Origin of the sequence: Radiobacillus kanasensis (genome assembly GCF_021049245.1) — a bacterium.
GTDB classification, from domain to species: Bacteria; Bacillota; Bacilli; order Bacillales; family Amphibacillaceae; genus Radiobacillus; species Radiobacillus kanasensis.
Genome location: NZ_CP088020.1, coordinates 1768612 through 1792125, shown reverse-complemented (window position 1 = coordinate 1792125; position 23514 = coordinate 1768612). Strand labels below are relative to the sequence as shown.

The following is a 23514-nucleotide window of genomic DNA, read 5'->3' as shown; positions in this document are numbered from 1 at the left end:
AGTAACAGTCACGTCCAGCTCTAGTTCCATACGCTTCCTGCGCTTTTGTTTCTACTTTCTATTCGCTTTCTTCTGAAGATGATATAGCTGATTCATCGCTTCAAGTGGAGTCATATCCATAATGTTTAACCCCTTAATCTCTTCCACAAAATCATCTAGCGGTTTTGGGTCTGTTTGCTTTTGTTTCTCTGCAATGAAAAATGACAATTGCTCGTCATCGTGTTCATCTTTTGAAACTTCAACTGGCTTGTCCTCTAGTTGTTTTAGGATTTCAGAAGCTCTCGAAATCAAATTCTGTGGCATGTTGGCCAGCTTCGCCACATGAATCCCGTAGCTTTCATCCGCAGGACCGTCCTGAATTTGGTGAAGAAAAATAACATTTCCTTCATATTCCTCGGCACGGACATGAATGTTCTTTAGCTGCTCTAAACTTTCCTCTAAGCTTGTTAATTCATGATAGTGAGTAGAGAATAACGTTTTCGCCTGAACATGCTCATGCAAATGTTCAATAATCGCTTGCGCCAACGCCATCCCATCATACGTGCTTGTTCCTCTTCCAATTTCATCTAGAAGGATTAGACTTTTATCGGTTGCATGTTGTATCGCGTGATTCGCTTCTAGCATTTCCACCATAAACGTACTTTGACCCGAAACTAAATCATCCGCTGCACCAATACGAGTGAAAATTTGATCAAATATTGGTAAGGACGCTTTCGATGCCGGAACGAAACAACCAATTTGTGCCATAATCGTCGTCAAGGCAAGCTGTCGCATGTACGTACTCTTCCCAGACATGTTTGGACCGGTTATAAGTAACATATTTGTTTGTTCATCCATGCGAATATCGTTTGGGACAAACGTTCCATCCTTCATAACCTGTTCGACGACTGGATGTCGACCCTGTTCTATGGAAACGTTGTTATTGGTATTGAAGGTTGGACGACGATAATCATTTTGTTCACTAATCGTGGCATAGCCTTGTAAAACATCAATTTCACTAATTTTCTCGGCAAGCTGTTGAAGTTTTGGAATATAGGCTTTCACTTGTTCTCTAAGCTCTACAAACAGCTGATATTCTAGTTCCACACTTTTTTCTTCCGCTTCAAGGATGAGCGTTTCTTTTTCCTTTAATTCTGGAGTAATAAAACGCTCCGCATTTGTTAATGTCTGCTTGCGTTCATACTTCCCCTCTGGTAATAGCTGAAGGTTTGCTTTTGTTACTTCAATATAGTAGCCAAACACTCGATTATACCCGATTTTCAGAGATTTAATATTCGTTTCTTCTTTCTCTTTCCGCTCTAATTCCGCAATCCACCTCTTGCCGTTTTTGGAAGCATCTCGATATTCGTCCAGCTTAGGGTGAAATCCATCCTTCATTAAATCACCGTCTTTAATCGAAATCGGTGGATCTTCTATTAAACTTTTTTCTAGGAGTTGCTGTAAATCTTGTAATGGGTCTAAGCCTTCTCCTAAGGCTTGGATTGTTTGATTATCAAATTGACTAAAGACGTCCTTTATAGCGGGTATTCTTTCTAAGGAATGCTTCAGTTGGATTAAATCTCTTCCATTCACATTTCCAAAGGAGATTCGGCCGGAGAGTCGCTCTAAGTCGTAAACACTCTTTAGCAGGTCGCGTAACGATTCCCGCTCTAAGAATTGCTGCAGAAATCCATCAACAATATCAAAACGGCGTTCAATAGCAGAAGGCTGTAGCAACGGACGTTCCATCCATTTTTTTAATTTCCGTGCCCCCATTGCGGTCACCGTCTTATCGAGAACCCATAGCAAGCTGCCTTGCTTTCCTTTCCGTAAAATCGTTTCTGTCAGCTCGAGATTCCTTTTCGAATACATATCTAATGACATAAACTGTTGTAGCTCAATCACTTGTGCTTGCTTGAGATGGTCGAGCGAACGTTTTTGTGTCCGTTCTAAATAGTTTAGTAGTCTTCCCACCGTTTGCTCTAATTTATCATTTACTAAACTGAAGACTAAATTCCTCATACTATCAGAAACTTGGGCATCATCTTGATAAGAAACGGTTAGCTGAAGCTTTTCTACTAAATCCGTTTGAAAAGCTTCTGGTAAATCAGATGCAACGACAATTTCTTTAACCGGTCGATTATACAATTCGCTTAAAACAGCTTGCCAGCCATTATCCATTAAAGCAACGGTATTCTCACCTGTTGAGAGGTCTGAGTACGCAATGGAAAATGTATCATTGGTCCACTGACTAATACTCGCTAAATAATTGTTTTCTTTCTCATCGAGCATATTGCCTTCCATCACCGTACCCGGGGTAATTAACTGGACTACTTCTCGTTTCACGACCCCTTTTGCCACTTTAGGATCTTCGACTTGCTCACAAATCGCTACTTTATAGCCTTTTTCCACAAGATTTTTTATGTAGTTTTCTGCTGAATGGTAGGGAATACCGCACATTGGAATTCTTTCATCTCCGCCTCCATCCCTACTCGTTAGCGTAATTTCTAATTCTCTGGATGCTTCCAAGGCATCCTGGAAAAACATTTCATAAAAATCTCCTAAACGGAAAAAAAGAAAACAATCCTTATAATCTGCTTTTATTTTTAAATATTGCTGTATCATCGGTGTGTAAGTTGCCATTATACTTCCCCCAAATCGTGACCTTGCTATATCCCGTATTATATCATAGGAAAATCTCTAGGGTCGACGAATCTAGCTAAGATTAGACAGGATATTACTACCATAATGAAAGAGTATATTTATCCAGCTCGACGATTTGTCTGTAAAGACTATTTAACTTTTGGGTGACACTCCTGTATTCATAGTCATATATTAAAAAGATAGCAATCATAAAGGAGTGTTTCTCATGTTAGAAAACTATCCTCAAATGAATCACCAAGTCCCGTTACCTCCGGGCTACTACATGTATTCAACTAATTTCCCTTCCATGATGAATCAAATTTCACCGACATACACGATTCCGACAAAACCTGTCTATGTCGATCATTTGTTAATGTATTTGAATAAAACCATCCAAGTTGTAAACAGTTAACGAAAAGTTAGAAGGGGAACTAACTGGAGTTGCGATTGATCACCTTCAACTAACTATTGGCGATTTTAACTATCACATCCAATTTTCCACCATTTCCTATTTTATAACACCAAAATGGAAATCTCTCTAGTACAAAGTTTGTATCGGCTTTACTCTTCCCTTCGTTCATTGACTCCTTCCACCACAATAGGAAAAGCTTCATTGCCAGGAGCCTTGCTCTTGGCTTTTTATATCTTATGGGAATTTTCTATTACGTTAAGTAACTAGCTGTTTGTTTTATCAATACGACATAAGAAAAGAAATGCAGACTAGGTTTATTGTCACTATGGATAGTCGCTTTCGGGAGCGGTGGAATTCATTTCCTAGTCTCGAATTGAATTGTATGCTTTCTCTTTCTTTTCTTTCAAAAAGGGACCGACATATAAATCCTGGTGTTATAAAGAAAACGGGAGACAATTGTCTCCCGTCCAAGCTTTTTACTATTCTTCTTCATTTACGGCTAGAAAGTCTGGGTCTACACTTTCAAATTCATCGTCGGTTAATTCGAAATCCCAGTCATCATCATCGCTAACATATCCGTTTGGATCGACACGCACACAGACTTTCGTTTCACCAACAACCTCTACTAGGAATTCCCGTTCTACTTCTACGACAATCTTGTGGTCTTGAGTAGAAATCTTGCAATCCAAGCAATTAGGCTGTTGAATGACTTTTGCAAATACTTCGTAATCATCGCTAACTGTATTTTCATCTTTAACAGATAGCTTAATATGATCACAATAGTTAACGCGTTCTGTTACAACCTCTGTTTTCGTGTTGTCATTGTAGGAATACCAGATGTTCACATCATAGCTTCCATTGATTTCTACGATGTTTTCCCCTTTTTTCTTAGCATTGTAGAGATGATTAATCACCCAGCACCCTAAAATACTAGTTGGTCTATGTGACGGGGAAATCGTATTTGTGTCCTGAACAAACTTTCGACCCTTACCTATAACAGCTTTTGTTATAATTTCCCGATATTCTTGATCAAGAAATGACATAAGAACTAAAACCTCCTCTTTTTTCATAGTCATTGTATGCAGGGTGTTCACCTAAAGTGCATACCCACCAATGACTAATCACAGGTAAGTATGACTTGTAAGGTTCTAATTCATCCTATGCAATGGCCTATAGATGTGTACGCCTATGTTGGGATAAAAGTGGAGGTAGAAAAAAAGACCCCTGCTCCAACTGAGCAAAGGTCTTTGCTTTTTAATGGTGGTGTCCACCACTGTATTTCAATTTGGATCCTGTTTCTCCACGAAGTACGTCCCCTTCTGTAGAGCGAATAACTTCATTCGTCACCTCACGAGAAATCGTGTTGGATACTAACTGAAGAATATCATTAATCATAACTTGTGTTTCTTTAAATTCCTGAACAATTGGAATGGAATCAATTTCACCTTGAAGGCGATCAATTTCTTTTTCCACTCGATTTAAAGCTTCCGTTTTTCCATAGGCTTGGAAGTTTACAGCTTGCTTTTGTAGTTTTTTAATGCGTTCAATCGTTTCACGAATCTTTTGGTTTTCGTTTAGTTTAGCCTCGAGCTGTTTAAAACGATCAATTTCTTCTGTGCTGGCCATCATTCTGGCTAGTTTTTCCGCTTCTTCAATGATTTGCTTACGTGTGTACTGTGTCATTTAGTTCACCTCTACCGCTTCTTCTACTAATTCTCCATCTAAAGACCAAGTTTTTGCTTCCGTTATTTTCACTTCAACAATTTGTCCGATTACGGAATTCGGACCTCTGAAGTTAACAAGCTTGTTTCGCTCTGTGTACCCAGACAGCACATCTGGATTTTTCTTGCTTTCCCCTTCGACAAGTACCTTAACTGTTTGTCCGTGATATTTTTTCATTGCTTCCGCAGATTGTTTGTTAATCAAGGCATTTAACCGTTGTAGACGCTCTTTTTTCACTTCCATCGGGATGTTGTCTTCCCATCTTGCAGCAGGAGTTCCTTCCCTTGGAGAGTAAATAAACGTATAGGCACTTTCAAAACCAACTTCTTCTACTAAGCTAAGTGTTTCTTCAAACTGTTCATCCGTTTCGTTCGGGAAGCCAACGATAATATCCGTTGTTAAGGTTGCGTTTGGCATCGCTTTTCTGATTTTGTCCACAAGCTCTAGATAACGCTCTCTCGTATATCTTCTTGCCATTACGCGAAGCACTTCAGAGCTCCCGGATTGAACTGGCAAGTGGATATGGTCGAGAAGGTTTCCACCTTTTGCAAGTACTTCGATTAGACGGTCATCGAAATCTCTTGGATGGGAGGTTGTAAAACGAACTCTAGGAATGTCAATTTTACTGATTTCTTCCATTAAGTCTCCTAAACCATATTCCATATCTGTGAAATCTTTTCCATAAGCATTCACGTTTTGTCCTAACAGCGTAATTTCCTTGTAGCCTTGTGCTGCTAAATGACGAACCTCTTGAATAATATCCTCAGGAAGACGACTTCGTTCTTTTCCGCGTGTATAAGGGACGATACAATACGTACAGAATTTGTCACAGCCGTACATAATGTTAACCCAGCCTTTAATTTTACCTTTTCTTACTTTCGGAAGGTTTTCAATAATGTCCCCTTCCTTCGACCACACTTCCACAACCATCGCTTTACTGAACATCGCTTCTTTCAGCAATTGCGGCAAGCGATGAATATTGTGTGTACCAAAGATAAGGTCGATAAACGGATGCTTCTTCAAAATACGGTTGACGACCGACTCCTCTTGAGACATACATCCACACACGCCGATGATGACATCTGGATTTTCTTGTTTGAGTGGTTTCAAGTGGCCGATTTCACCAAACACTTTATTTTCCGCATTTTCACGAATGGCACATGTATTCAACAAAATGATATCTGCTTCTGTTGTTTCATTTGTAGATTCATAGCCCATATCCGTTAATAGTCCAGCCATTACTTCGGTATCATGCTCGTTCATTTGGCAGCCATACGTACGAATGAGGAATTTCTTGCCTCTCCCGATCTCTTTCATATCCTCTGGGATACCAAAATCGTAATGAATTTGAATATCCTCTCTTCGGCGTTTTTTAGCTTTTTTCAAGTTAGGCGGTTCATAAGTAGCTTGAAAATACTTGCTAATGATTTCGTCCGATGACGTGTTTTTAAGTCGTTCCAGGTTTTTATCCTGGTCGGATTTTATGTCCGATGGATCCACCTGTTTTATTCTGTCTAATTCCTTCCGTTGCTGTTCGTTCATTACGGAAACTCCTTTCCTATCTTCCCTAACTCTTCAGGTAAATAAAACAACCCTAATTTACATATTATATCAAGAAGCGTGTCCAAAAATAAAGCCTATTCGTTTTCAGAATGGTATCAAAGCTACTCCGCACTTATTCTATCACATTTGTCATGAAAACGAACTCAGAAACGCGGAAGGCTTAAACGTTTCATACAGAAAAAAACCTGCTTGCCGGGCAAACAGGTAGTTTACTAGTTATCGAGGTTCCACAATCAACTTAATGGCTGTCCGTTCTTCATTATCAATCATAATATCTGTAAAAGCTGGGATACAAATTAGGTCAACTCCACTTGGGGCAACAAATCCTCGGGCAATTGCTACTGCTTTGACGGCCTGGTTTAATGCACCAGCGCCAATCGCTTGAATTTCCGCTGAGCCACGTTCTCTTAACACGTTCGCAAGTGCTCCTGCTACTGAATTAGGATTAGATTTAGCTGAAACTTTTAATATTTCCATTCCTAGTACCTCCTTAGTTTACTAAACTTGTTCCACTTTTACTATATTCCTATAATTGATAGATATTCCTTTTTATTATGAATCAATTTTTCAAAAAATTCAAATATTAGCCAAAGAAGGGATGATCATCGTTTATAAGAATACGTTGGACTTTCTTGGAGGTAGCTGTGTTTGGATCAATATCAATCAAAACACCGTTTAATTGATTACGCCCTTGCTTATCTACTTCGAATCGAACAGGTAAGCTTGACAGAAACTTTTTAATAACAGGGTCTTTGTTGGTCCCCAGAATGGCATCATAAGGACCAGTCATTCCAACATCGGTGATATAAGCGGTCCCTTTCGGTAAAATTCGCTCATCTGCTGTTTGGGTATGAGTATGAGTCCCAACCACTGCCGTTACTCGTCCGTCTAAATACCAAGCTAATGCTTGTTTTTCACTCGTTGCTTCTGCATGGAAATCAACAAAAATAAGATTGGTACGTTTTTTTGCTTCCTCCACCAATTGATCTGCTTTCGTAAACGGATCGTCAATAGGTGGTAAAAATGTACGCCCTTGTAAATTTATAATGGCAATCTCTACATTGTTATATTTTAAGAACAATAAGCCTTTGCCAGGCGTTCCTTCTGGGAAGTTTGCTGGGCGGACCATATAATCTGCCTTATCAATAAATTCGAAGATCTCTTTTTTATCCCACGTGTGATTCCCCATCGTAATAGCTTGGGCACCCCACTCGAGGAATCGCTTATATATATCCTCCGTAATCCCTTTTCCTGCAGCAGCGTTTTCGCCATTCAGAATTGTAATTTGAGGTTGAAATTTTTGTTTTAATTTTGGTAAATACTCCTGAACCATGTTTCTTCCTGGTGAGCCTACAACGTCACCGATAAAAAGTAAACGCATGATACCTACCGTCCTATCTATCTGCTATTTTTCATTTAAGTGTCACACACAGGAGAATAAAAGTCAAAACCAATCATTTCTTACTTGATTTCCAAAAAAATAAAACGACCAAAATGGTCGTTTTATTTTGCATATTCAACTGCTCTTGTTTCTCTAATAACCGTTACTTTAATATGACCAGGATAATCTAATTCACCCTCGATACGTTTTCGTATATCTCTAGCAATTCGTAGAGCTTCTAGATCATCGATTTCATCTGGTTTTACCATGATACGGATTTCTCTACCAGCTTGAATTGCAAAGGATTTTTCAACACCGGAGTAAGACTCTGAAATTTCTTCAAGCTTTTCAAGACGCTTGATATAATTTTCTAATGTCTCACTACGCGCGCCTGGTCTAGCAGCTGATAATGCATCGGCTGCCGCAACTAACACTGCAATCACAGATGTCGCTTCTTCATCACCATGGTGAGAAGCAATGGCGTTAATGACCGTTTGGTTTTCCTTGTACTTCGTAGCAAGTTCCTTCCCGATCTCAACGTGGCTTCCTTCCACTTCATGGTCAATTGCTTTCCCGATATCATGCAGCAGTCCTGCTCTTCGTGCGAGTGTTTCATCCTCACCTAGTTCAGCTGCAAGCAATCCGGACAAGTACGCAACTTCCGTAGAGTGTTTTAACACATTTTGACCATAGCTTGTACGATATTTTAGTCTTCCTAGAATCTTAATAAGGTCTGGGTGTAAACCGTGAACACCAACTTCAAACGTTGTTTGCTCTCCTACTTCTCGGATATACTCATCCACTTCTCGTCTTGATTTGTCAACCATTTCCTCAATACGAGCCGGGTGGATACGTCCATCCTGAACAAGCTTCTCTAATGCTATACGAGCTGTTTCCCTACGGATAGGATCAAAGCCAGATAGGATTACAGCTTCTGGAGTGTCGTCTATGATTAAGTCGATTCCAGTAAGAGTTTCTAACGTTCGAATATTTCGGCCTTCTCGTCCAATTATACGACCTTTCATTTCATCATTTGGAAGGTTAACGACTGAAACCGTTGTTTCAGCAACATGATCGGCAGCACAGCGTTGAAGTGCTAGGGAAAGAATGTCTTTTGCTTTCTTGTCCCCTTCTTCTTTGGCTCGATTTTCTGCCTCTTTAATCATAATGGCTGTTTCGTGGGAAACTTCTTTCTCAACCCGTTCTAAAATAACTTGCTTCGCTTGGTCAGATGTATAGCCGGAAATGCGTTCAAGTTCAGCTTGCTGTTCACTCAACAAGGCTTCCACTTTGCTTTCCATTTCTTCAATTTGTTGTTGTTTTTCCGTCAGAGAACCTTCTTTTCTCTCCAACATAAGCTCCCGCTTATCCAGCATTTCACCTTTACGGTCCAGATTTTCTTCTTTCTGCATCAACCGGCTTTCCTGCTTTTGAAGCTCTGATCTTCTGTCTCTGAGCTCATGGTCAGCCTGTTGACGAAGCCTATGATTTTCGTCCTTGGCTTCAAGAAGTGCTTCTTTCTTGGCTACTTCGGCATTACGGTGCCCCTCTTCTACAATCTGCTTCGCCAAATCTTCAGCACTTTTAATCTTCTGTTCTGCAATTGACTTCCGAATCAGATAACCAACAACAATACCGACGATAAGGGCAAGCAAAATGGAGATGATTATTGTCACCATAATTTCACCTCCTCTTGCTATAAACTTGTACAAACATAATTGGTCGGCATGTACAGTAGAAAACTTTTAAAGTAATCATTTTTTAACAAAATTGTATAATAAAAATGATAATTATACATATTAATTTTAATCTTGACGAAAACTAATGTCAAGGTACTGACCAATAAAGTGAAGCAATCCTATAAATCTAGTATTTTTACATCCGAGGAAAATGCGAAAAAAGTCGAATGGATCTTCTCCACTCGACTTTTTTGTTACATCCAACCTAGTCTAGCTACCAGGCGCTTCCGCTTTTGTTTCCTCACTCAAAATCTAATACTTCTTGCCCTTCCTTGCTTTCTTCTGTAGCTTCTGGTGCTAGTGTATCCATTTCGTAATGATCACGAATGGCTTGATAAATCTCCATAGCGATATCTTCGTTTTCTTTTAAGAACTGCTTCGCATTTTCTCTTCCTTGGCCAAGTCGTTCTTCATTATAGGAATACCAAGCACCACTTTTTAAAACGATATCCAAGTCCGAACCAATATCGAGAAGCTCCCCTTGTCTTGAAATACCTTCCCCATACATAATATCTACTTCAGCGGTGCGGAAAGGTGGAGCAACTTTATTTTTAACCACTTTGATTCTCGTTTTGTTACCGACAAAATCATTTCCTTGCTTTAGCGTTTCTGCACGACGTACTTCTAAACGCACAGATGAGTAGAATTTAAGAGCACGCCCACCAGGTGTCGTTTCAGGATTTCCGAACATGACACCAACCTTTTCACGGATTTGGTTGATAAAGATTGCAGTTGTTTTCGACTTGTTAATTGCACCAGAAAGCTTTCGTAATGCTTGAGACATAAGACGAGCTTGCAGACCTACGTGAGAATCTCCCATCTCCCCTTCAATCTCTGCCTTTGGTACTAACGCAGCAACAGAGTCAATAACAATCATGTCTACTGCACCACTTCGAACTAGTGCTTCTGCGATTTCAAGAGCTTGTTCTCCTGTATCCGGTTGTGAAAGAAGAAGTTCATCTACATTAACTCCTAATTTTCTAGCGTAGACAGGATCTAAAGCATGCTCCGCATCAATAAATGCAGCCTGTCCACCTTGACGTTGAGCTTCCGCAATCGCATGTAACGAAACCGTTGTTTTACCAGAGGACTCTGGACCGTAAATTTCAATAACACGACCTCTAGGGTACCCTCCAACTCCAAGTGCAACATCCAATGCCAATGAACCACTCGGAACGGTTGCGACTTTTTGCTCTCCTCGTTCTCCTAATTTCATGATAGAACCTTTTCCGAACTGCTTTTCTATTTGTTTTAACGCCATATCTAAGGCTTGTTTACGATCGCTCAACTTATTTCCTCCTTCAATTAATCTATCTCTATCATAACTTGTTTTTTGAGATTTAACAAGCAAAAATACGAATAAATGTTCCCTTTTTTAATAAGAGATTTTTTGGAAAATAATAGATTCATAAGATAATTTTTTAAAAATGATGCTCAGACTGCATCGCATTCTTCTTTTTTAGCTATTTAGTTAGTAAGCAAATGGAAAAGGAGTTCATATCCTTTTTTCACCGTTCTTCTCCGAATGGACGAGCGATCTCCAGTAAATTGATAAGTCTTCGTTACCGAATCTTCTTTGTTCTGATCGATACCTATCACAACGGTTCCAACTGGCTTACCTTCCACTGCATCCGGGCCTGCTATGCCAGTAAAACTGATGCCAATCTCTGCACCGGTTAACTCTCGAACATTTCTAGCCATTTCTTTCGCTGTTTGATCACTGACGGTTCCGTGTTCCACAATCGTTTGTTCAGATACTTGTAGGAGACCACTTTTAACGGACGAAGCGTAGCTTACCACCCCGCCTTTAAAGACAGAGGAAGCCCCTTCTACTGATACCAACGTGCTCGCAAACATACCACCAGTTAAGCTTTCCGCCGCTGCTAACGTCTTGCCTTGTTGATTTAGTAGTTCTTTGACAGATTGTTCTAGTGTTTGATCATCCGTTCCATACATATAAGCGCCTACTTTTTCTCGAATCAAGGATTCAGTAGAAACAATGAGCTCTTCCGCCTCTTGCTCTGATTCAGATTGTGCAGTCAGCCTCAGACCTACCTCCCCTTCGGAGGCTAATGGAGCGATTGTTGGATTCGTTTGATTCTGTATCAAATCATAAAGATCATGCTCTAGCTGAGATTCTCCAATGCCGATAAATCGTAACATTTTAGAGCGAATAATCGACCTTAATTGAAAATGCTCTTCTAGATATGGAAAAGCCTGTTCCGTAGAAATAGCTTTCATTTCTCTAGGGACCCCCGGCATAAAAATCCATACGGTATCCTGATACTCCACTACAATTCCTGGAGCCATGCCAGCACTATTTTGAAAAACGGTACTATTTTCAAACACTCGTGCTTGCTTTCTGTTGTTCGGGGTCATCACTCTGTTCGCTTTTTCAAAATAGGATTCAATCTTTTTCATTGTTTCCTTATCTTCTATTAATCCGTAACCAGATAAAGCTTGAAACGCTTCTCTCGTTAAGTCATCATCGGTTGGACCTAGTCCACCAGTTACAATCACTATATCAGCACGTTTACCAGCTTGTTCAAACGTTTCTTTTACACGGTCTAAATTGTCGCCCACGACACTATGATGATACACATACACGCCACGTTTCGCGAGCTGTTCGGACAACCATTGCGCATTCGTATTGGAAATTTGTCCTAATAGGAGTTCCGTACCTACTGCAATTATTTCTGCTTTCACACTCATTTAGAATCCCTCATGACATGCCAATTCTTTACAAAGTAATCCACACCTGAAACAACGGTAATGATTAAGGCAGCATACAAAGCGATCGTTCCGAACGGAATCGTCGTATAGGAGAATGGGAAATTATGCAAAAGCAATACAGAAATCGCAATAATTTGAATCCACGTTTTTAATTTACCCATTTGTCCAGCAGCAAGAATGATCCCTTCTCCAGCTGCAACCTGTCGAAGTCCTGTCACTGCAAACTCTCTACTAATGATGGTAATAACAATCCAGGCCGGAGCTTGCCCCATTTCGACTAACAAGATTAATGCAGCAGAGACTAATAATTTATCTGCAAGGGGATCTAGGAATTTCCCTAAATTCGTAACTAAATTATATTTTCGAGCATAGTATCCATCTACCCAGTCGGTTGTGGAGGCAACAATAAAAATAAGGGCCGCAACGAGATCTACTACCGGAAGACTTTCGTTTCCAATATCAATAACTCCCCAATCCAGCGGAATACTTAAAAGTAAGATAAAAATTGGAATCATAAAAATTCGTGACATCGTAATTTTATTAGGTATATTCATTTGTTATTTCCTCCTGTCAACATATGTACGTAAGTCAAACCCTTTCCATTTCAGCGGAAAGGGTTTGCTACTAATATTTATTCAGCTGCACTTCCATTAAGATTAATCCAAACTTGATGGATTTGTCCATTCTCGACAGTCTCTGGAAGTTGTAAGGAAACGCCATTTACGGTTATTTGCAAGTCTCTCGGATTACCAAATCGAAGATGCACTCTTTGTTCTCCCGTTACATCCAATTCAAGCGGAGCATTGTTCGATGCAAACATCGCGTTATAAAAGCTTTTCCCTTTATCATTTTCTACTTCCAGCCAATGTTCTTTATCGGTATTTAATACAAGTTGAATAGTATCATCCGCATTTATTAAGTCGTAGGTTGAGACGCCTTCCCCATCATCCGTTGTTTCTTCAACAAGTTTTAATTGTGGTTCGTTCGCTGGCTCCTCCGATTGATTCGTTTCCCCGTCGGTAGTTTCTCCACCTTCGTCACCTTCTGTGGCTTCGTCCGGTGCCTCTTCTGGTTGTTCTTCTGAATCAGAGCCCGTGTCCTCTACTAATACCTCATCTGGCCCCCCAGTATCCACTTGTTCTGGATCTGCATCGCCATTACCATTAGATCTGAAGAACCAGACGAGAAACAATATACCAAGGATTAGCAATACGACTATAACAGTCGGTAAAAATGAAAAAATGGCCGGACTCTTGGAAGAGGTTGCTTCCCCCCTACTACGCACTCTCGAATACTGAACGGAGCTTTCATTAGTAGCCTTCGGTAACTCTGAGGCATGTTCCTCCATGAAGACCTCTGCATCGAGCCCAACAGCAGTCGCATATTCTTTTACAAAAGCACGAACGTAAAAACTACCAGGCATGGCACTAAAATTCCCTTTTTCTATCGCCTGCAAGTAGCGAGTTTGAATCTTAGTCACTTTCTGGATATCATCTAAGGATAAATTTTTCGCTTCTCTAGCTTCTTTCAGCTTTGCTCCTATTTCCATACTAAACACCGTCCATTTTAAAAATCAAACATTGAAAAGCCATCTTGTTGTTCAACACTTGGTTTCTCAATGGAATCATATTTTATCTCTTCGTCTTCCTCGTTTCTCAATTCGATAATATAATCGAAATCATCTAATTTATACTCCGTTTGTTGGACAAAAATGTCCGGGTGCTCTACAACTTTTGTAGATGGCAATCGCATAATCTCACGCACAAGCTCCCAATGTTTTTCACTAGCTCGACGTGTGGATACAATCCCATCAATGATGTATAAATTATCATCGTTATATTCGTCTTCAATCAATTGATTACGAATAGTCTGCTTTAACAACGTACTAGATACGAACAACCATCGTTTGTTAGCACAGACACTGGAGGCAACGATAGACTCGGTCTTTCCAACTCTAGGCATTCCTCTAATACCAATTAGTTTGTGCCCATCTTTCTTAAATAATTCAGCCATAAAATCAACCAAAAGTCCCAATTCACTTCGCACAAATCGAAAAGTCTTTTTATCGTCTACATCACTATGTATATAACGTCCATGCCGAACAGCTAATCGATCTCGTAGCTTTGGTTTCCGCAACTTAATTACATTTATGGTATCCATCGTATCTAAGATGGATTTTAAGCGTGTAATTTGCTCATCTTTGCGAGATAAAAGTAGCATCCCTCTTCGCGAATTTTCCACACCATTGATCGTAATGATATTAATGGAAAGCATCCCTAATAAGGAAGAGATATCCCCAAGCAGGCCTGGTCGATTATGTTGAATTTCGTACTCGAGATACCATTCTGTTTTCTCCATTAAGAAAACTCCTTCCTTTCATCATTCGTTCATATTGGAAAATTTATGCTCCCTTTTCATCATAAATGATTATATCACATAAGAAAAGGACATTATTCGCATTTTTCTACAGGAATAGATGACGATGAACAAAAAATGCATGATTAAGTAGACTTAGCAAATGAATTTGTTCCGTATAAAAGAAGAACCCCTGTATCTAAACAAGGGTTCTCCTGTTTCTATTATCTGCCAGTTCCGTCGTTTTGAACCATTTTGACCATGATATTCGCGATAGAATGTTGCTCTTCTTTAGAAGCAGCATTCCAAAGATCTCGAAGAACAGCTTCTTGGTCGTTTTTGGCATCTACTTGCTTTGCAAGGTAGTCACCAATTTCGTAAGCAATATCACCAATCGTGTTCTGGTTCATTCCTTGACCTTCAGCTTGGTGTAAACGATCACCAAGAAAGTCCTTCCAAGATTCAAAGTTGTCTAGTACAGACATTCATGACCCCTCCTTGTAGTTGAACGTTCATCCATAGGATGTGACATAATAAGATCCTTATACATGAGGGAGGTTGTAATTTTTAAAAAGTAAGAGCGAACTACCATGCCCCACTTACCCGAATGATTTCGCCTTGGATATAACTCGAACGACCGTCTAATAAGAAGGCTGTGACATGGGCAACTTCATCCGGTTTCCCTGGGCGATTTATCGGAATGTTTTGGATAATTTCTTGCCGCTCTTCTTCCGATAAATGTTGGTTCATTTTCGTGTCAATAAAGCCTGGGCTTATACCATTGACCGAAACGCCCGACATGGCGACTTCTTTGGCTAATGCTTTCACAAAGCTGTTCTGCGCTCCCTTAACGGTCGAGTAAATGACCTCAAAGCTTGCCCCTACCTCGCCCCAAATCGACGAGATCATAACAATATGACCAGATTTTATTTTCACCATGTCTGGTAGAAAATGTTTCGTAATTTGCCAAGGCGCCTTTACATGAAGAGTGAGCATCTGGTCCATTTCTTCCTCTGTAGTATCCTGAAACATGCCAAAATGGCTGCTTCCACTTGAAAAAACGATGGAATGAACAGACATTTGTATTTCTTTTAAAAAGTTATTAATCCCTTCATCTTTTTGCAAATCAGCGTTAATGACCTTTAATACACAATGTTCAGGAAGAGTAGATACTAATTGTTCTACTCTTTCACGACCTCGATTATAATGTAATATTAATTGATGCCCATTTTCCGCCAATCGTGTTGCAATTGCTGCTCCAATATCCCCACTTGCACCAATAATAAGCACGTTCCCCATTCTGTTACCCCTTTGCTGGAACTACCTGGCAGACCGCAATTCGTTCCTCCGATACCCAATGGTTTAAAAACTCATTGGCTTCTTGTACAGTCAAAGCCTCGATTCGTGGTAAAATCTCGAAAAAGTCTATGCCTGACAAATGGTAGTGAATGAATTGACTCGAGATAAACTCCAAAGAATTCATAGCTCTAAAGAAATGACCAATTTGTTTTCGCTTCATAATATCAAACTCTTCTTCCGTTAATGGTTGGTTCCTCATATTTAATAACATTTCTTGTAATTTGTCCGCTAATTGATCAGGCTTTTTCGTATTTCCACCTACAATGCTAAATCCAAAGTTCTTCTCCAAATTCGTTTCGAATTGGAAGCTATTATCGATTAAATCGAGTTCGTACAATTCTTGATAATACGCACCACTTTTTGAAAAATAGTGATCCAATAACATTTCTGTTAACAAATCAGAGGTTAAGAAATCATCAGCATCTTTATGATTCATTTCTTCTTTAATCCCAACCAGGCATTTGGATACGGAAACAGGCATTTCAATCACGTGTTTTTCTTTTGCAACCGTATTCGGTTCCTCTGGAAAGCTTCTTTTCACTGGATCTTGGTCCGTAAAGCTTTTTTTCGACTGATTATCTTTAATCAAAGCCATCATAGACTCCGGATCAAAGTTTCCAGCTACAAAGAACGTCATATTGGATGGATGGTAGAACGTTTCATAGCACGTATATAAGTCTTCTTTTGTGATTTTCGCGATGGAATCAATCGTACCAGCAATATCAATTTGAACGGGGTGATGATGGTAAAGACTTTGAATTGTACCAAAAAAAGAACGCCAGTCCGGCTGGTCATCATACATCGTAATCTCTTGACCAATGATACCTTTTTCCTTCTCTACGGACTTTTCAGAGAAATACGGTTCTTGCACAAAATTTAACAAGGTCTCCACGTTTTTATCAATATTGCTGGTTGCGGAGAACAAGTAAGCTGTTTTCGTGAAGGACGTATAAGCATTCGCAGAAGCACCTTGCTTCGTGAAATCCTGAAATACGTCTCGATCTTCTTTTTCAAACAATTTATGCTCTAAAAAATGGGCAATTCCATCCGGAACGGTAATCATCTCTTCTTTTCCAAGAGGTACGAAGGTTTGGTCAATCGATCCGTAATTAGTTGAGAAGATGCCATATGTTTTTGCCATTTCTGGTTTTGGAAGCAAAAAGACTTGTAGTCCATTGTCTAATTTCTCGGAGTAAATGGTCTCTTTTAATTGCTCGTATGTTGTCTTATGCATCAACACATCCCCCTTTGCTTGTTAAGAAATACACCGTATCCAAATCCACTTTGTTTGCAGCGCGAACGACGTCTTCCTTCTTCACTTGCTTCACTTGTTCTAACAATTCGTTCGGATTTATGTCTGATCCTGCAATGACCTGATGATACATGACTTCAATCAAACCTACAGGATGATCCATCGTTTCTAAGAATTGACTGACTACGAGACTTTTCACTTCCTCTACTTGCTGTTCTGTAAATTCTCCTTGCTTCATAGCTTCCATCTGCTCAAGCATAATGTCTTTCGCTTTTTGATAATCAGCTGGATTGATACCACTAAATACGAGTAATAATCCTTTATGGCTCTCCACTCTAGATGCTGCATAATAAGCTAAACTATTTTTTTCACGAACATTAATAAATAACTTGGAACTCGGAAACCCTCCGAATATTCCATTAAACACTTGCAAAGCTGCATAATCAGAATCATTGTACGTGATGTTAGTCCGGTAACCGAGGTGGAGCTTTCCTTGCTGCACATCCTCTTGGTCGACGATCTCTTGCACTTTTGTAATATCTTTTTGTTTTGGAGCTGTTTGCTCCCGTTGACTGGCCGTATCCTTTCGATCAAAGTGACGATGTACAATATCTTCCACTTGTTTGTTTGAAAAATCACCAAGTAGATAAATATCCATTTGATCCTCTTGTAGAAGCTGGTGATAATACTGATACAGAGAGGATTCATCTAAAGAATTTAGATCTTCTTGATAACCATGCACGTGTAAGTGGTAAGGCTCCTCTTTACACATCTCATCCATTAACCGCATATTCGCATAGCTCATCTTGTCATCCTTAATGGCTTCCATCTTTTGTTTTAAAGTTTCTTTTTCCCTATTGACAATCTTTGTGTCAAAAGCTTGCCCATCCGTCTTCGGTTTAAAGACGATTTCACTTAAAAGTTGGACCGCTTGATCTAACAACTTTGATTCATTAGTTAAGTACGCTTCATTCGCAACCTCTAAGCGAGCAGTCAAGATGTGCTGCTCTCCTTTTTTGGAACCATCAATACTTAGAACAGCACCATATAAGGCATCCAAAGCTTGGCGCAAGCTTCTAGCATTCGGATTTTTCTCCGTGCCCTGCTGAAGCACATAAGGAAGGATCGCTCGTTTCGTGATCGTCTCCCTTTCTAATGGTGCTTTAAATTTTACGACGATATTAACGGTTTTATATTTCGTGCTTTGAATAACGTGTAAGTTATAACCCTGGCCTGTAGTGGTTTTCTCTTGCACTTCCTGCATTATAAATCCTCCCTTAAGTCACATATACTTCTTAGTATTTAAATTATAAGTAAATCTATCCCATGATTGTAGATGAGAAGTTGGAAACATTTGCACCTATTGCCATTTTAACGAAAAAGAGACCCGGTAACAAATACCGAGTCCCTTAATAGGAAGGTTAGCGACTTCCTTTTATATATGGCTGTCCGTTCGCTTTAGGTGCTTCCGCACGGCCAATGAATCCAGCTAACGCTAAAATCGTTAATACATATGGCGCAATTGTTAAATAAACGGCAGGAACATTTTCCAATAGTGGAATTCCTGACCCGATTACACTCAAGCTTTGTGCGAAACCAAAGAATAATGCTGCTCCCATAGCACCAAGCGGATGCCACTTTCCAAAAATTACAGCAGCTAAAGACATGAACCCTTGTCCAACAATCGTTGCTTGTGAGAAGTTAAAAGCAATCGTTAACGCGAACACGGCCCCACCTAATCCACCTAACGCTCCGGAAATCATAACAGCGATATAACGCATGCGATTAACGTTAATTCCATTCGTATCAGCTGCCATAGGGTGCTCCCCAACCGAACGAAGTCTTAAACCGAATGGAGTTTTGTAAAGAACAAACCAGCCTAAAAAGGCAAAGGCAATGGCGACATAAGACGTGACATAAATACCATTAAAGAAAAGTGGGCCCAGAATTGGAATATCCGCTAATATTGGAATATCTGTGGAATAGAAAGGTTCGTCTACCATATCGGTTTGCCCTTTTCCATACCATTGTTTCGTTAGGAATACCCCTAACCCTAGTGCTAAAAAGTTAATAGCTACCCCACTTACTACTTGATCGGCACGGAATGAAACAGATGCCACAGCGTGTACAAGGGAAAAGATAGCTCCCACTATCATCGCTACAAAAATGGAAATCCATGGAGTTGCACTTCCAAAGGTTTCATCGAAGGTAAGATTAAAGACGATTCCAACAAATGCTCCGGCAACCATTAACCCTTCTAACCCAATATTAACAACACCAGATCTTTCACTAAATACTCCACCTAACGCGGTGAAAATAAGAGGGGCGGAATAGAATAAGGCAATTGGGATTATCGATTGTAAGACGTCAAAGAAAGCCATTTATTTCCCCTCCTTTTTAAACTTAAGTAATGTCCAACGAATAATGTAGCTAGAAGCTACAAAGAAAATAATCAATGCAATTACGATTTCTACCAGCTCAGATGGGACTTCCGCAGCTGTTGGCATATTCAAAGCACCAATTTTTAAAACCCCGAATAAGAAAGCAGCTATAACAACCCCAAAGGCGTTGTTACCACCTAATAAGGCTACGGCGATACCGTCAAAACCTAAGTTCGTAAAGGCAGAGTGTGTTGGCATATAGCCAAACGTTCCTAATCCTTCCATTGCACCAGCTAGTCCTGCTATACCACCGGAAATGACCATAGATAAAATAATATTTCTTCCTACGTTCATACCCGCGTATTCGGAGGCATGTTGGTTATAACCTACAGATCGTAGCTCATAGCCTCGAGTCGTTTTCTCAAGCAAGAACCATACAAAGAAGGCAGCAAAAAGTGCCAAAATAATTCCATAATGAAGACGAGAATAACCAGTCAGCTCCATTAACCAATTGGATGCTAAGGAAGCAGATTCTTTAATTTGATCGGTACTGTCTCCACTGTCCGTTAGCACATCTCGAATCAGAGCATTGGAAACATGTAACGCAATGTAGTTCATCATAATTGTAATAATAACTTCATGAACACCAAGCTTTGCTTTTAATAAACCTGGGACAAATCCCCAAAGCGCTCCTGCCAATGCCGCCGCAATAATAGCAAGTGGAAGATGGATAATCATTGGTGCATCAAATGCGGCCCCTACCCAAACAGAAGCCAACCAACCAACAATTACTTGTCCTTCAGCACCAATGTTAAACAAACCAGCACGAAAGGCAAAAGCTATCGATAAACCTGTAAAAATGTATGGGGTAACTTGACGAATCGTTTCCCCAAAGAAGTAGTTGCTGCCAAAAGCACCATTCCATAGTGCAATATACCCTTCAACAGGGTTATAACCAAATACAAGCATGATAATTGCACCAGCAAGTAGCCCAAGTAATACGGATATAATTGGAACAATTAGATTAAATGTTTTGTTAGAAAACATTAGTTGCCACCTTCTTTCACTTGCCTACTACCAGCCATCAAGAGACCTAATTCTTGTTCATTTGTCTCTTCTGGCTTCACGTTTGCCACGATTTGTCCGTCAAACATTACTGCAATCTTGTCACTCACATTCATGATTTCATCTAATTCAAAAGAGACAAGTAGAACGGCTTTCCCTTTATCTCTTTCTTCGATTAATTTTTTATGAATAAATTCAATCGCCCCTACATCCAAACCTCTAGTTGGTTGTGCAGCGATTAATAGATCTGGTGAGCGATCTACCTCACGAGCAATAATCGCTTTTTGCTGATTCCCACCAGATAACGCTCTTGCTTGTGTGTATTCACTAGGTGTACGAACATCATATTCACTAATCAATTTCCTAGCATGGTCATAAATGTTCGCAAACGAAAGAACCCCAGTTTTAGCAAACGGCTTTTGGTAATAGGTTTGAAGCACCATGTTCTCTCCAATTGGAAAATCAAGTACTAAACCAAATTTATGTCTATCTTGCGGGATGTGCGCAACACCAGACTCAGTCACTTTTCTTGGGGATAAATTCGTAATGTTTTTCCCATTTAATGTTACGTCACCTGACTGAACTTTTGTTAGCCCTGTAATAGCTTCGATTAACTCGGTTTGACCATTTCCATCTACCCCAGCAATCCCAACTATTTCACCTGCTTTTACTTCAAGGTTAAGTCCTTTAACCATATCCACGGTACGAGCGTCTTTCACCCAAAGGCCTTCAACTTTCAACACAGCTTCCTTTGGATTTGCCGGTGCCTTTTCGGTTTTAAAGCTTACTTCTCTTCCTACCATGAGAGATGCCAATTCATTTTCATCGGTCTCCGAAACATCTACCGTTCCAATCCCTTGTCCTTTACGGATTACAGTACAACGGTCGCATGATTCCAAAATTTCTTTTAGTTTATGAGTAATGAGGATAATAGAAATACCTTCACTGACTAAAGATTTCATGATTTCCATGAGCTCTTTAATTTCTTGTGGTGTAAGAACTGCTGTCGGTTCATCCAAAATAAGCACTTCCGCACCACGATATAGCGTTTTCAAAATTTCCACACGTTGCTGCATTCCAACAGAAATATCACGAATCTTGGCAGTTGGATCCACCTTTAATCCATAACGCTCTGAAAGCTCTGCTACATCTTTTTCTGCTTTCTTCATGTCGATTGTACCCATTTTTTTCGGCTCGCTACCTAAGATAATGTTTTGCGTAACCGTAAAGGTATCGACAAGCATAAAGTGTTGGTGTACCATCCCGATCCCTAAGTCGTTTGCAACGTTCGGATCTGTAATGTTTACTTTTTCCCCACGGACACGCATTTCCCCTTTTTCCGGCTGATAAAGGCCAAATAAAACGTTCATGAGTGTTGATTTTCCTGCCCCATTCTCTCCTAACAAAGCATGAATTTCGCCTTGCTTAAGTTGAATGGTTATATTGTCATTGGCTACAATGCCTGGAAATTCTTTACGGATATTCAACATCTCTATCACATAGTTTTCCAAAGCTCTCACTCCTAACTTGTCCCATCTCTTTTATGAGTTAATCCATTCTTTTCAAACTTTAATAAAAATGAATAATTGCACCTTGCTTTTCTCTGGCAATTCCCTTCACCCTTGTAAGGAGACCAAAAAATCACCAAATGAAAAGGCCGGAACTAACTCTTCATTTGCAGATTTTTGAGTTGATGGAAAAAGGCTAGATAACTCTAGCCTTTTTCCTAATCATTAAAGTGAATCAAGGTATGTTTTTAATTCATCTTCTGTAGCAGGTACTTCAACATCCCCATCAAGGATTTTTTGTTTCCACTCATCTACAGAAGTTGCAATTTCCTCTGTGAAAGCTTCTTCGTTTGTAGTTGCTACACCAACACCATCTTCTTTAATACCGTACTCAAGCACTTCTCCACCTGGGAAGTCTCCATCCATTGCTCTTTGAGCAACGTCTTGTACAGCAACGTCAACACGCTTAACCATAGAAGTTAGGGTGACGTTGTGATCACCAATTTGTCCTTCTTCGTATTGGTCACGGTCTACACCGATTACCCATACTTGAGCATCTGGATCATTGTTTTTGATATCTTTAGCTTCCGCGAACACACCGTTACCAGTAGCACCAGAAGCGTGGTAAATTACGTCTATACCATTATCATACATGTTTGCTGCAATCGCTTTTCCTTTTGTAGCATCTGCGAATGATTCCGCATATTGAACCTCTACTTCGATATCAGGATTTACAGATTGAACACCTGCACGGAATCCGACTTCGAATTTTTTAATAAGTGGGCTTTCTTCCCCACCAACGAATCCTACTTTGTTAGATGTAGTTTTCATTGCTGCAGCAACACCTGCTAGGAAAGATCCTTGGTGTTCTTTAAAAGTAATACTTGCAACATTGTCGCCTTCTACTACAGAGTCAACAATAGCGAAGTTTGTTTCAGGATTTTGCTTTGCAACTTCACTTAGTGCTTCTGCAAGTTTGTAACCAATTCCATAAATTAGGTTATAGTCTTGTTGAACAAGACGGTTAAGGTTTGGAAGATAATCTGCATCTTGTGAAGATTGTGCGTAATCAAACCCAGCACCTTTTTCAAATCCATGTTCACTACCGAAAGCTTTAATACCTTCCCACGCAGATTGGTTAAATGATTTATCATCTACCCCACCTACGTCCGTAACCATTGCTACACTGAAATCGGAGCTAGCTTCTTCCGTACCTTCTCCTCCGTTATCAGATCCACCTTCGTTACCAGTTGATTCTTCCTTATCATCAGAAGAACCACAAGCTGCTAAAAATAATCCAACAGCCAATAGCATCGCTAAAACTAATAGAAAACGATTCTTTTTCATAACTAAAACCCCCATAATGTTATTTAGAACTAGTGTGGAATTTCTTGCAGATTTTCATACAAACGTTATGTATTA

Annotated in this window: 21 protein-coding genes; 1 reads left to right on the top strand and 20 read right to left on the bottom strand. The window is 39.8% G+C overall.

Translation table 11 applies throughout. The annotated features are described in order from the left end of the window. Positions 1-51: 51 nt before the first annotated feature. A complete protein-coding gene (gene mutS / locus KO561_RS09305; RefSeq protein WP_231096824.1) occupies positions 52-2622 on the bottom strand; it encodes a DNA mismatch repair protein MutS in 2571 nt (856 codons plus the stop codon). Between the two features lie 226 nt (positions 2623-2848). Between mutS and KO561_RS09300 the strand changes: the two genes are divergently transcribed. Further along, positions 2849-3034: a hypothetical protein gene (locus KO561_RS09300; protein ID WP_231096823.1), complete on the top strand. Its 186-nt coding sequence runs from the start codon at positions 2849-2851 to the stop codon at positions 3032-3034. A 479-nt stretch (positions 3035-3513) separates the two neighbouring features. Here KO561_RS09300 and cotE read toward each other — a convergent pair whose 3' ends face one another. From cotE to KO561_RS09205, 19 genes are all read right to left on the bottom strand, one after another. After that, positions 3514-4077, bottom strand: a complete 564-nt coding sequence (cotE, locus tag KO561_RS09295) for an outer spore coat protein CotE (RefSeq protein WP_231096822.1) — start codon at positions 4075-4077, stop codon at positions 3514-3516. A gap of 211 nt (positions 4078-4288) precedes the next feature. Beyond that, positions 4289-4717: a YlbF/YmcA family competence regulator gene (locus KO561_RS09290; RefSeq protein WP_231096821.1), complete on the bottom strand. Its 429-nt coding sequence runs from the start codon at positions 4715-4717 to the stop codon at positions 4289-4291. Further along, positions 4718-6298: a tRNA (N6-isopentenyl adenosine(37)-C2)-methylthiotransferase MiaB gene (gene miaB, locus KO561_RS09285; RefSeq protein ID WP_231096820.1), complete on the bottom strand. Its 1581-nt coding sequence runs from the start codon at positions 6296-6298 to the stop codon at positions 4718-4720. A 237-nt stretch (positions 6299-6535) separates the two neighbouring features. Then, positions 6536-6796, bottom strand: coding sequence for a stage V sporulation protein SpoVS (gene spoVS / locus KO561_RS09280; protein ID WP_044157499.1), 261 nt, complete (start codon positions 6794-6796; stop codon positions 6536-6538). 106 nt (positions 6797-6902) lie between these two features. After that, positions 6903-7700 carry a TIGR00282 family metallophosphoesterase gene (locus KO561_RS09275; RefSeq protein ID WP_231096819.1) on the bottom strand — a complete coding sequence of 266 codons (798 nt, stop codon included), beginning with the start codon at positions 7698-7700 and terminating at the stop codon, positions 6903-6905. A 122-nt stretch (positions 7701-7822) separates the two neighbouring features. Further along, on the bottom strand, positions 7823-9379 hold the full coding sequence (gene rny, locus KO561_RS09270) for a ribonuclease Y (protein ID WP_231096818.1): 1557 nt from the start codon (positions 9377-9379) through the stop codon (positions 7823-7825). 301 nt (positions 9380-9680) lie between these two features. Then, a complete protein-coding gene (recA, locus tag KO561_RS09265; RefSeq protein ID WP_269140706.1) occupies positions 9681-10727 on the bottom strand; it encodes a recombinase RecA in 1047 nt (348 codons plus the stop codon). A gap of 179 nt (positions 10728-10906) precedes the next feature. Continuing rightward, positions 10907-12151, bottom strand: coding sequence for a competence/damage-inducible protein A (locus tag KO561_RS09260; protein ID WP_331000851.1), 1245 nt, complete (start codon positions 12149-12151; stop codon positions 10907-10909). Then, complete coding sequence (gene pgsA, locus KO561_RS09255) at positions 12148-12726, bottom strand: CDP-diacylglycerol--glycerol-3-phosphate 3-phosphatidyltransferase (protein WP_231096817.1); 579 nt, start codon at positions 12724-12726, stop codon at positions 12148-12150. The genes KO561_RS09260 and pgsA overlap by 4 nt, the downstream gene beginning before the upstream one ends. A gap of 77 nt (positions 12727-12803) precedes the next feature. Beyond that, positions 12804-13721, bottom strand: coding sequence for a RodZ domain-containing protein (locus KO561_RS09250; RefSeq protein WP_231096816.1), 918 nt, complete (start codon positions 13719-13721; stop codon positions 12804-12806). Positions 13722-13738: 17 nt separating this feature from the next. Beyond that, a complete protein-coding gene (locus KO561_RS09245) occupies positions 13739-14530 on the bottom strand; it encodes a DUF3388 domain-containing protein (RefSeq protein WP_231096815.1) in 792 nt (263 codons plus the stop codon). Between the two features lie 221 nt (positions 14531-14751). Beyond that, positions 14752-15012: a DUF3243 domain-containing protein gene (locus KO561_RS09240; RefSeq protein ID WP_231096814.1), complete on the bottom strand. Its 261-nt coding sequence runs from the start codon at positions 15010-15012 to the stop codon at positions 14752-14754. A gap of 100 nt (positions 15013-15112) precedes the next feature. Further along, positions 15113-15826 (bottom strand): elongation factor P 5-aminopentanone reductase, encoded by a 714-nt coding sequence (gene ymfI / locus KO561_RS09235; protein ID WP_231096813.1) that lies wholly within the window; start codon positions 15824-15826, stop codon positions 15113-15115. A gap of 4 nt (positions 15827-15830) precedes the next feature. After that, complete coding sequence (yfmH, locus tag KO561_RS09230) at positions 15831-17120, bottom strand: EF-P 5-aminopentanol modification-associated protein YfmH (RefSeq protein WP_231096812.1); 1290 nt, start codon at positions 17118-17120, stop codon at positions 15831-15833. Continuing rightward, on the bottom strand, positions 17113-18402 hold the full coding sequence (yfmF, locus tag KO561_RS09225) for an EF-P 5-aminopentanol modification-associated protein YfmF (RefSeq protein ID WP_231096811.1): 1290 nt from the start codon (positions 18400-18402) through the stop codon (positions 17113-17115). Before yfmF ends, yfmH begins: the two co-directional genes overlap by 8 nt. 157 nt (positions 18403-18559) lie before the next feature. Beyond that, entirely contained in the window at positions 18560-19519 is a 960-nt protein-coding gene (locus KO561_RS09220; protein WP_231096810.1) for an ABC transporter permease, read from the bottom strand. Further along, the gene (locus tag KO561_RS09215) at positions 19520-20566 is read right to left on the bottom strand and encodes an ABC transporter permease (protein WP_231096809.1); all 1047 of its coding nucleotides are present in this window, start codon (positions 20564-20566) and stop codon (positions 19520-19522) included. After that, a complete protein-coding gene (locus KO561_RS09210) occupies positions 20566-22074 on the bottom strand; it encodes an ABC transporter ATP-binding protein (RefSeq protein WP_231097084.1) in 1509 nt (502 codons plus the stop codon). Before KO561_RS09210 ends, KO561_RS09215 begins: the two co-directional genes overlap by 1 nt. A gap of 243 nt (positions 22075-22317) precedes the next feature. Beyond that, complete coding sequence (locus KO561_RS09205) at positions 22318-23439, bottom strand: BMP family lipoprotein (protein ID WP_231096808.1); 1122 nt, start codon at positions 23437-23439, stop codon at positions 22318-22320. Between the last annotated feature and the right edge of the window lie 75 nt (positions 23440-23514).

What these genes read in the sequence shown, in the direction of transcription:
- KO561_RS09220 (WP_231096810.1), bottom strand. Translation starts at nt 19,519, where the DNA reads ATGGCTTTCTTTGACGTCTTACAATCGATAATCCCAATTGCCTTATTC.
- KO561_RS09300 (WP_231096823.1), top strand. Translation starts at nt 2,849, where the DNA reads ATGTTAGAAAACTATCCTCAAATGAATCACCAAGTCCCGTTACCTCCG.
- ymfI (WP_231096813.1), bottom strand. Translation starts at nt 15,826, where the DNA reads ATGGGGAACGTGCTTATTATTGGTGCAAGTGGGGATATTGGAGCAGCA.
- KO561_RS09205 (WP_231096808.1), bottom strand. Translation starts at nt 23,439, where the DNA reads ATGAAAAAGAATCGTTTTCTATTAGTTTTAGCGATGCTATTGGCTGTT.
- KO561_RS09245 (WP_231096815.1), bottom strand. Translation starts at nt 14,530, where the DNA reads ATGGAGAAAACAGAATGGTATCTCGAGTACGAAATTCAACATAATCGA.
- KO561_RS09275 (WP_231096819.1), bottom strand. Translation starts at nt 7,700, where the DNA reads ATGCGTTTACTTTTTATCGGTGACGTTGTAGGCTCACCAGGAAGAAAC.
- KO561_RS09290 (WP_231096821.1), bottom strand. Translation starts at nt 4,717, where the DNA reads ATGACACAGTACACACGTAAGCAAATCATTGAAGAAGCGGAAAAACTA.
- KO561_RS09250 (WP_231096816.1), bottom strand. Translation starts at nt 13,721, where the DNA reads ATGGAAATAGGAGCAAAGCTGAAAGAAGCTAGAGAAGCGAAAAATTTA.
- KO561_RS09260 (WP_331000851.1), bottom strand. Translation starts at nt 12,151, where the DNA reads ATGAGTGTGAAAGCAGAAATAATTGCAGTAGGTACGGAACTCCTATTA.
- KO561_RS09215 (WP_231096809.1), bottom strand. Translation starts at nt 20,566, where the DNA reads ATGTTTTCTAACAAAACATTTAATCTAATTGTTCCAATTATATCCGTA.
- cotE (WP_231096822.1), bottom strand. Translation starts at nt 4,077, where the DNA reads ATGTCATTTCTTGATCAAGAATATCGGGAAATTATAACAAAAGCTGTT.
- rny (WP_231096818.1), bottom strand. Translation starts at nt 9,379, where the DNA reads ATGGTGACAATAATCATCTCCATTTTGCTTGCCCTTATCGTCGGTATT.
- yfmF (WP_231096811.1), bottom strand. Translation starts at nt 18,402, where the DNA reads ATGCAGGAAGTGCAAGAGAAAACCACTACAGGCCAGGGTTATAACTTA.
- pgsA (WP_231096817.1), bottom strand. Translation starts at nt 12,726, where the DNA reads ATGAATATACCTAATAAAATTACGATGTCACGAATTTTTATGATTCCA.
- KO561_RS09240 (WP_231096814.1), bottom strand. Translation starts at nt 15,012, where the DNA reads ATGTCTGTACTAGACAACTTTGAATCTTGGAAGGACTTTCTTGGTGAT.
- mutS (WP_231096824.1), bottom strand. Translation starts at nt 2,622, where the DNA reads ATGGCAACTTACACACCGATGATACAGCAATATTTAAAAATAAAAGCA.
- yfmH (WP_231096812.1), bottom strand. Translation starts at nt 17,120, where the DNA reads ATGCATAAGACAACATACGAGCAATTAAAAGAGACCATTTACTCCGAG.
- spoVS (WP_044157499.1), bottom strand. Translation starts at nt 6,796, where the DNA reads ATGGAAATATTAAAAGTTTCAGCTAAATCTAATCCTAATTCAGTAGCA.
- KO561_RS09210 (WP_231097084.1), bottom strand. Translation starts at nt 22,074, where the DNA reads ATGTTGAATATCCGTAAAGAATTTCCAGGCATTGTAGCCAATGACAAT.
- miaB (WP_231096820.1), bottom strand. Translation starts at nt 6,298, where the DNA reads ATGAACGAACAGCAACGGAAGGAATTAGACAGAATAAAACAGGTGGAT.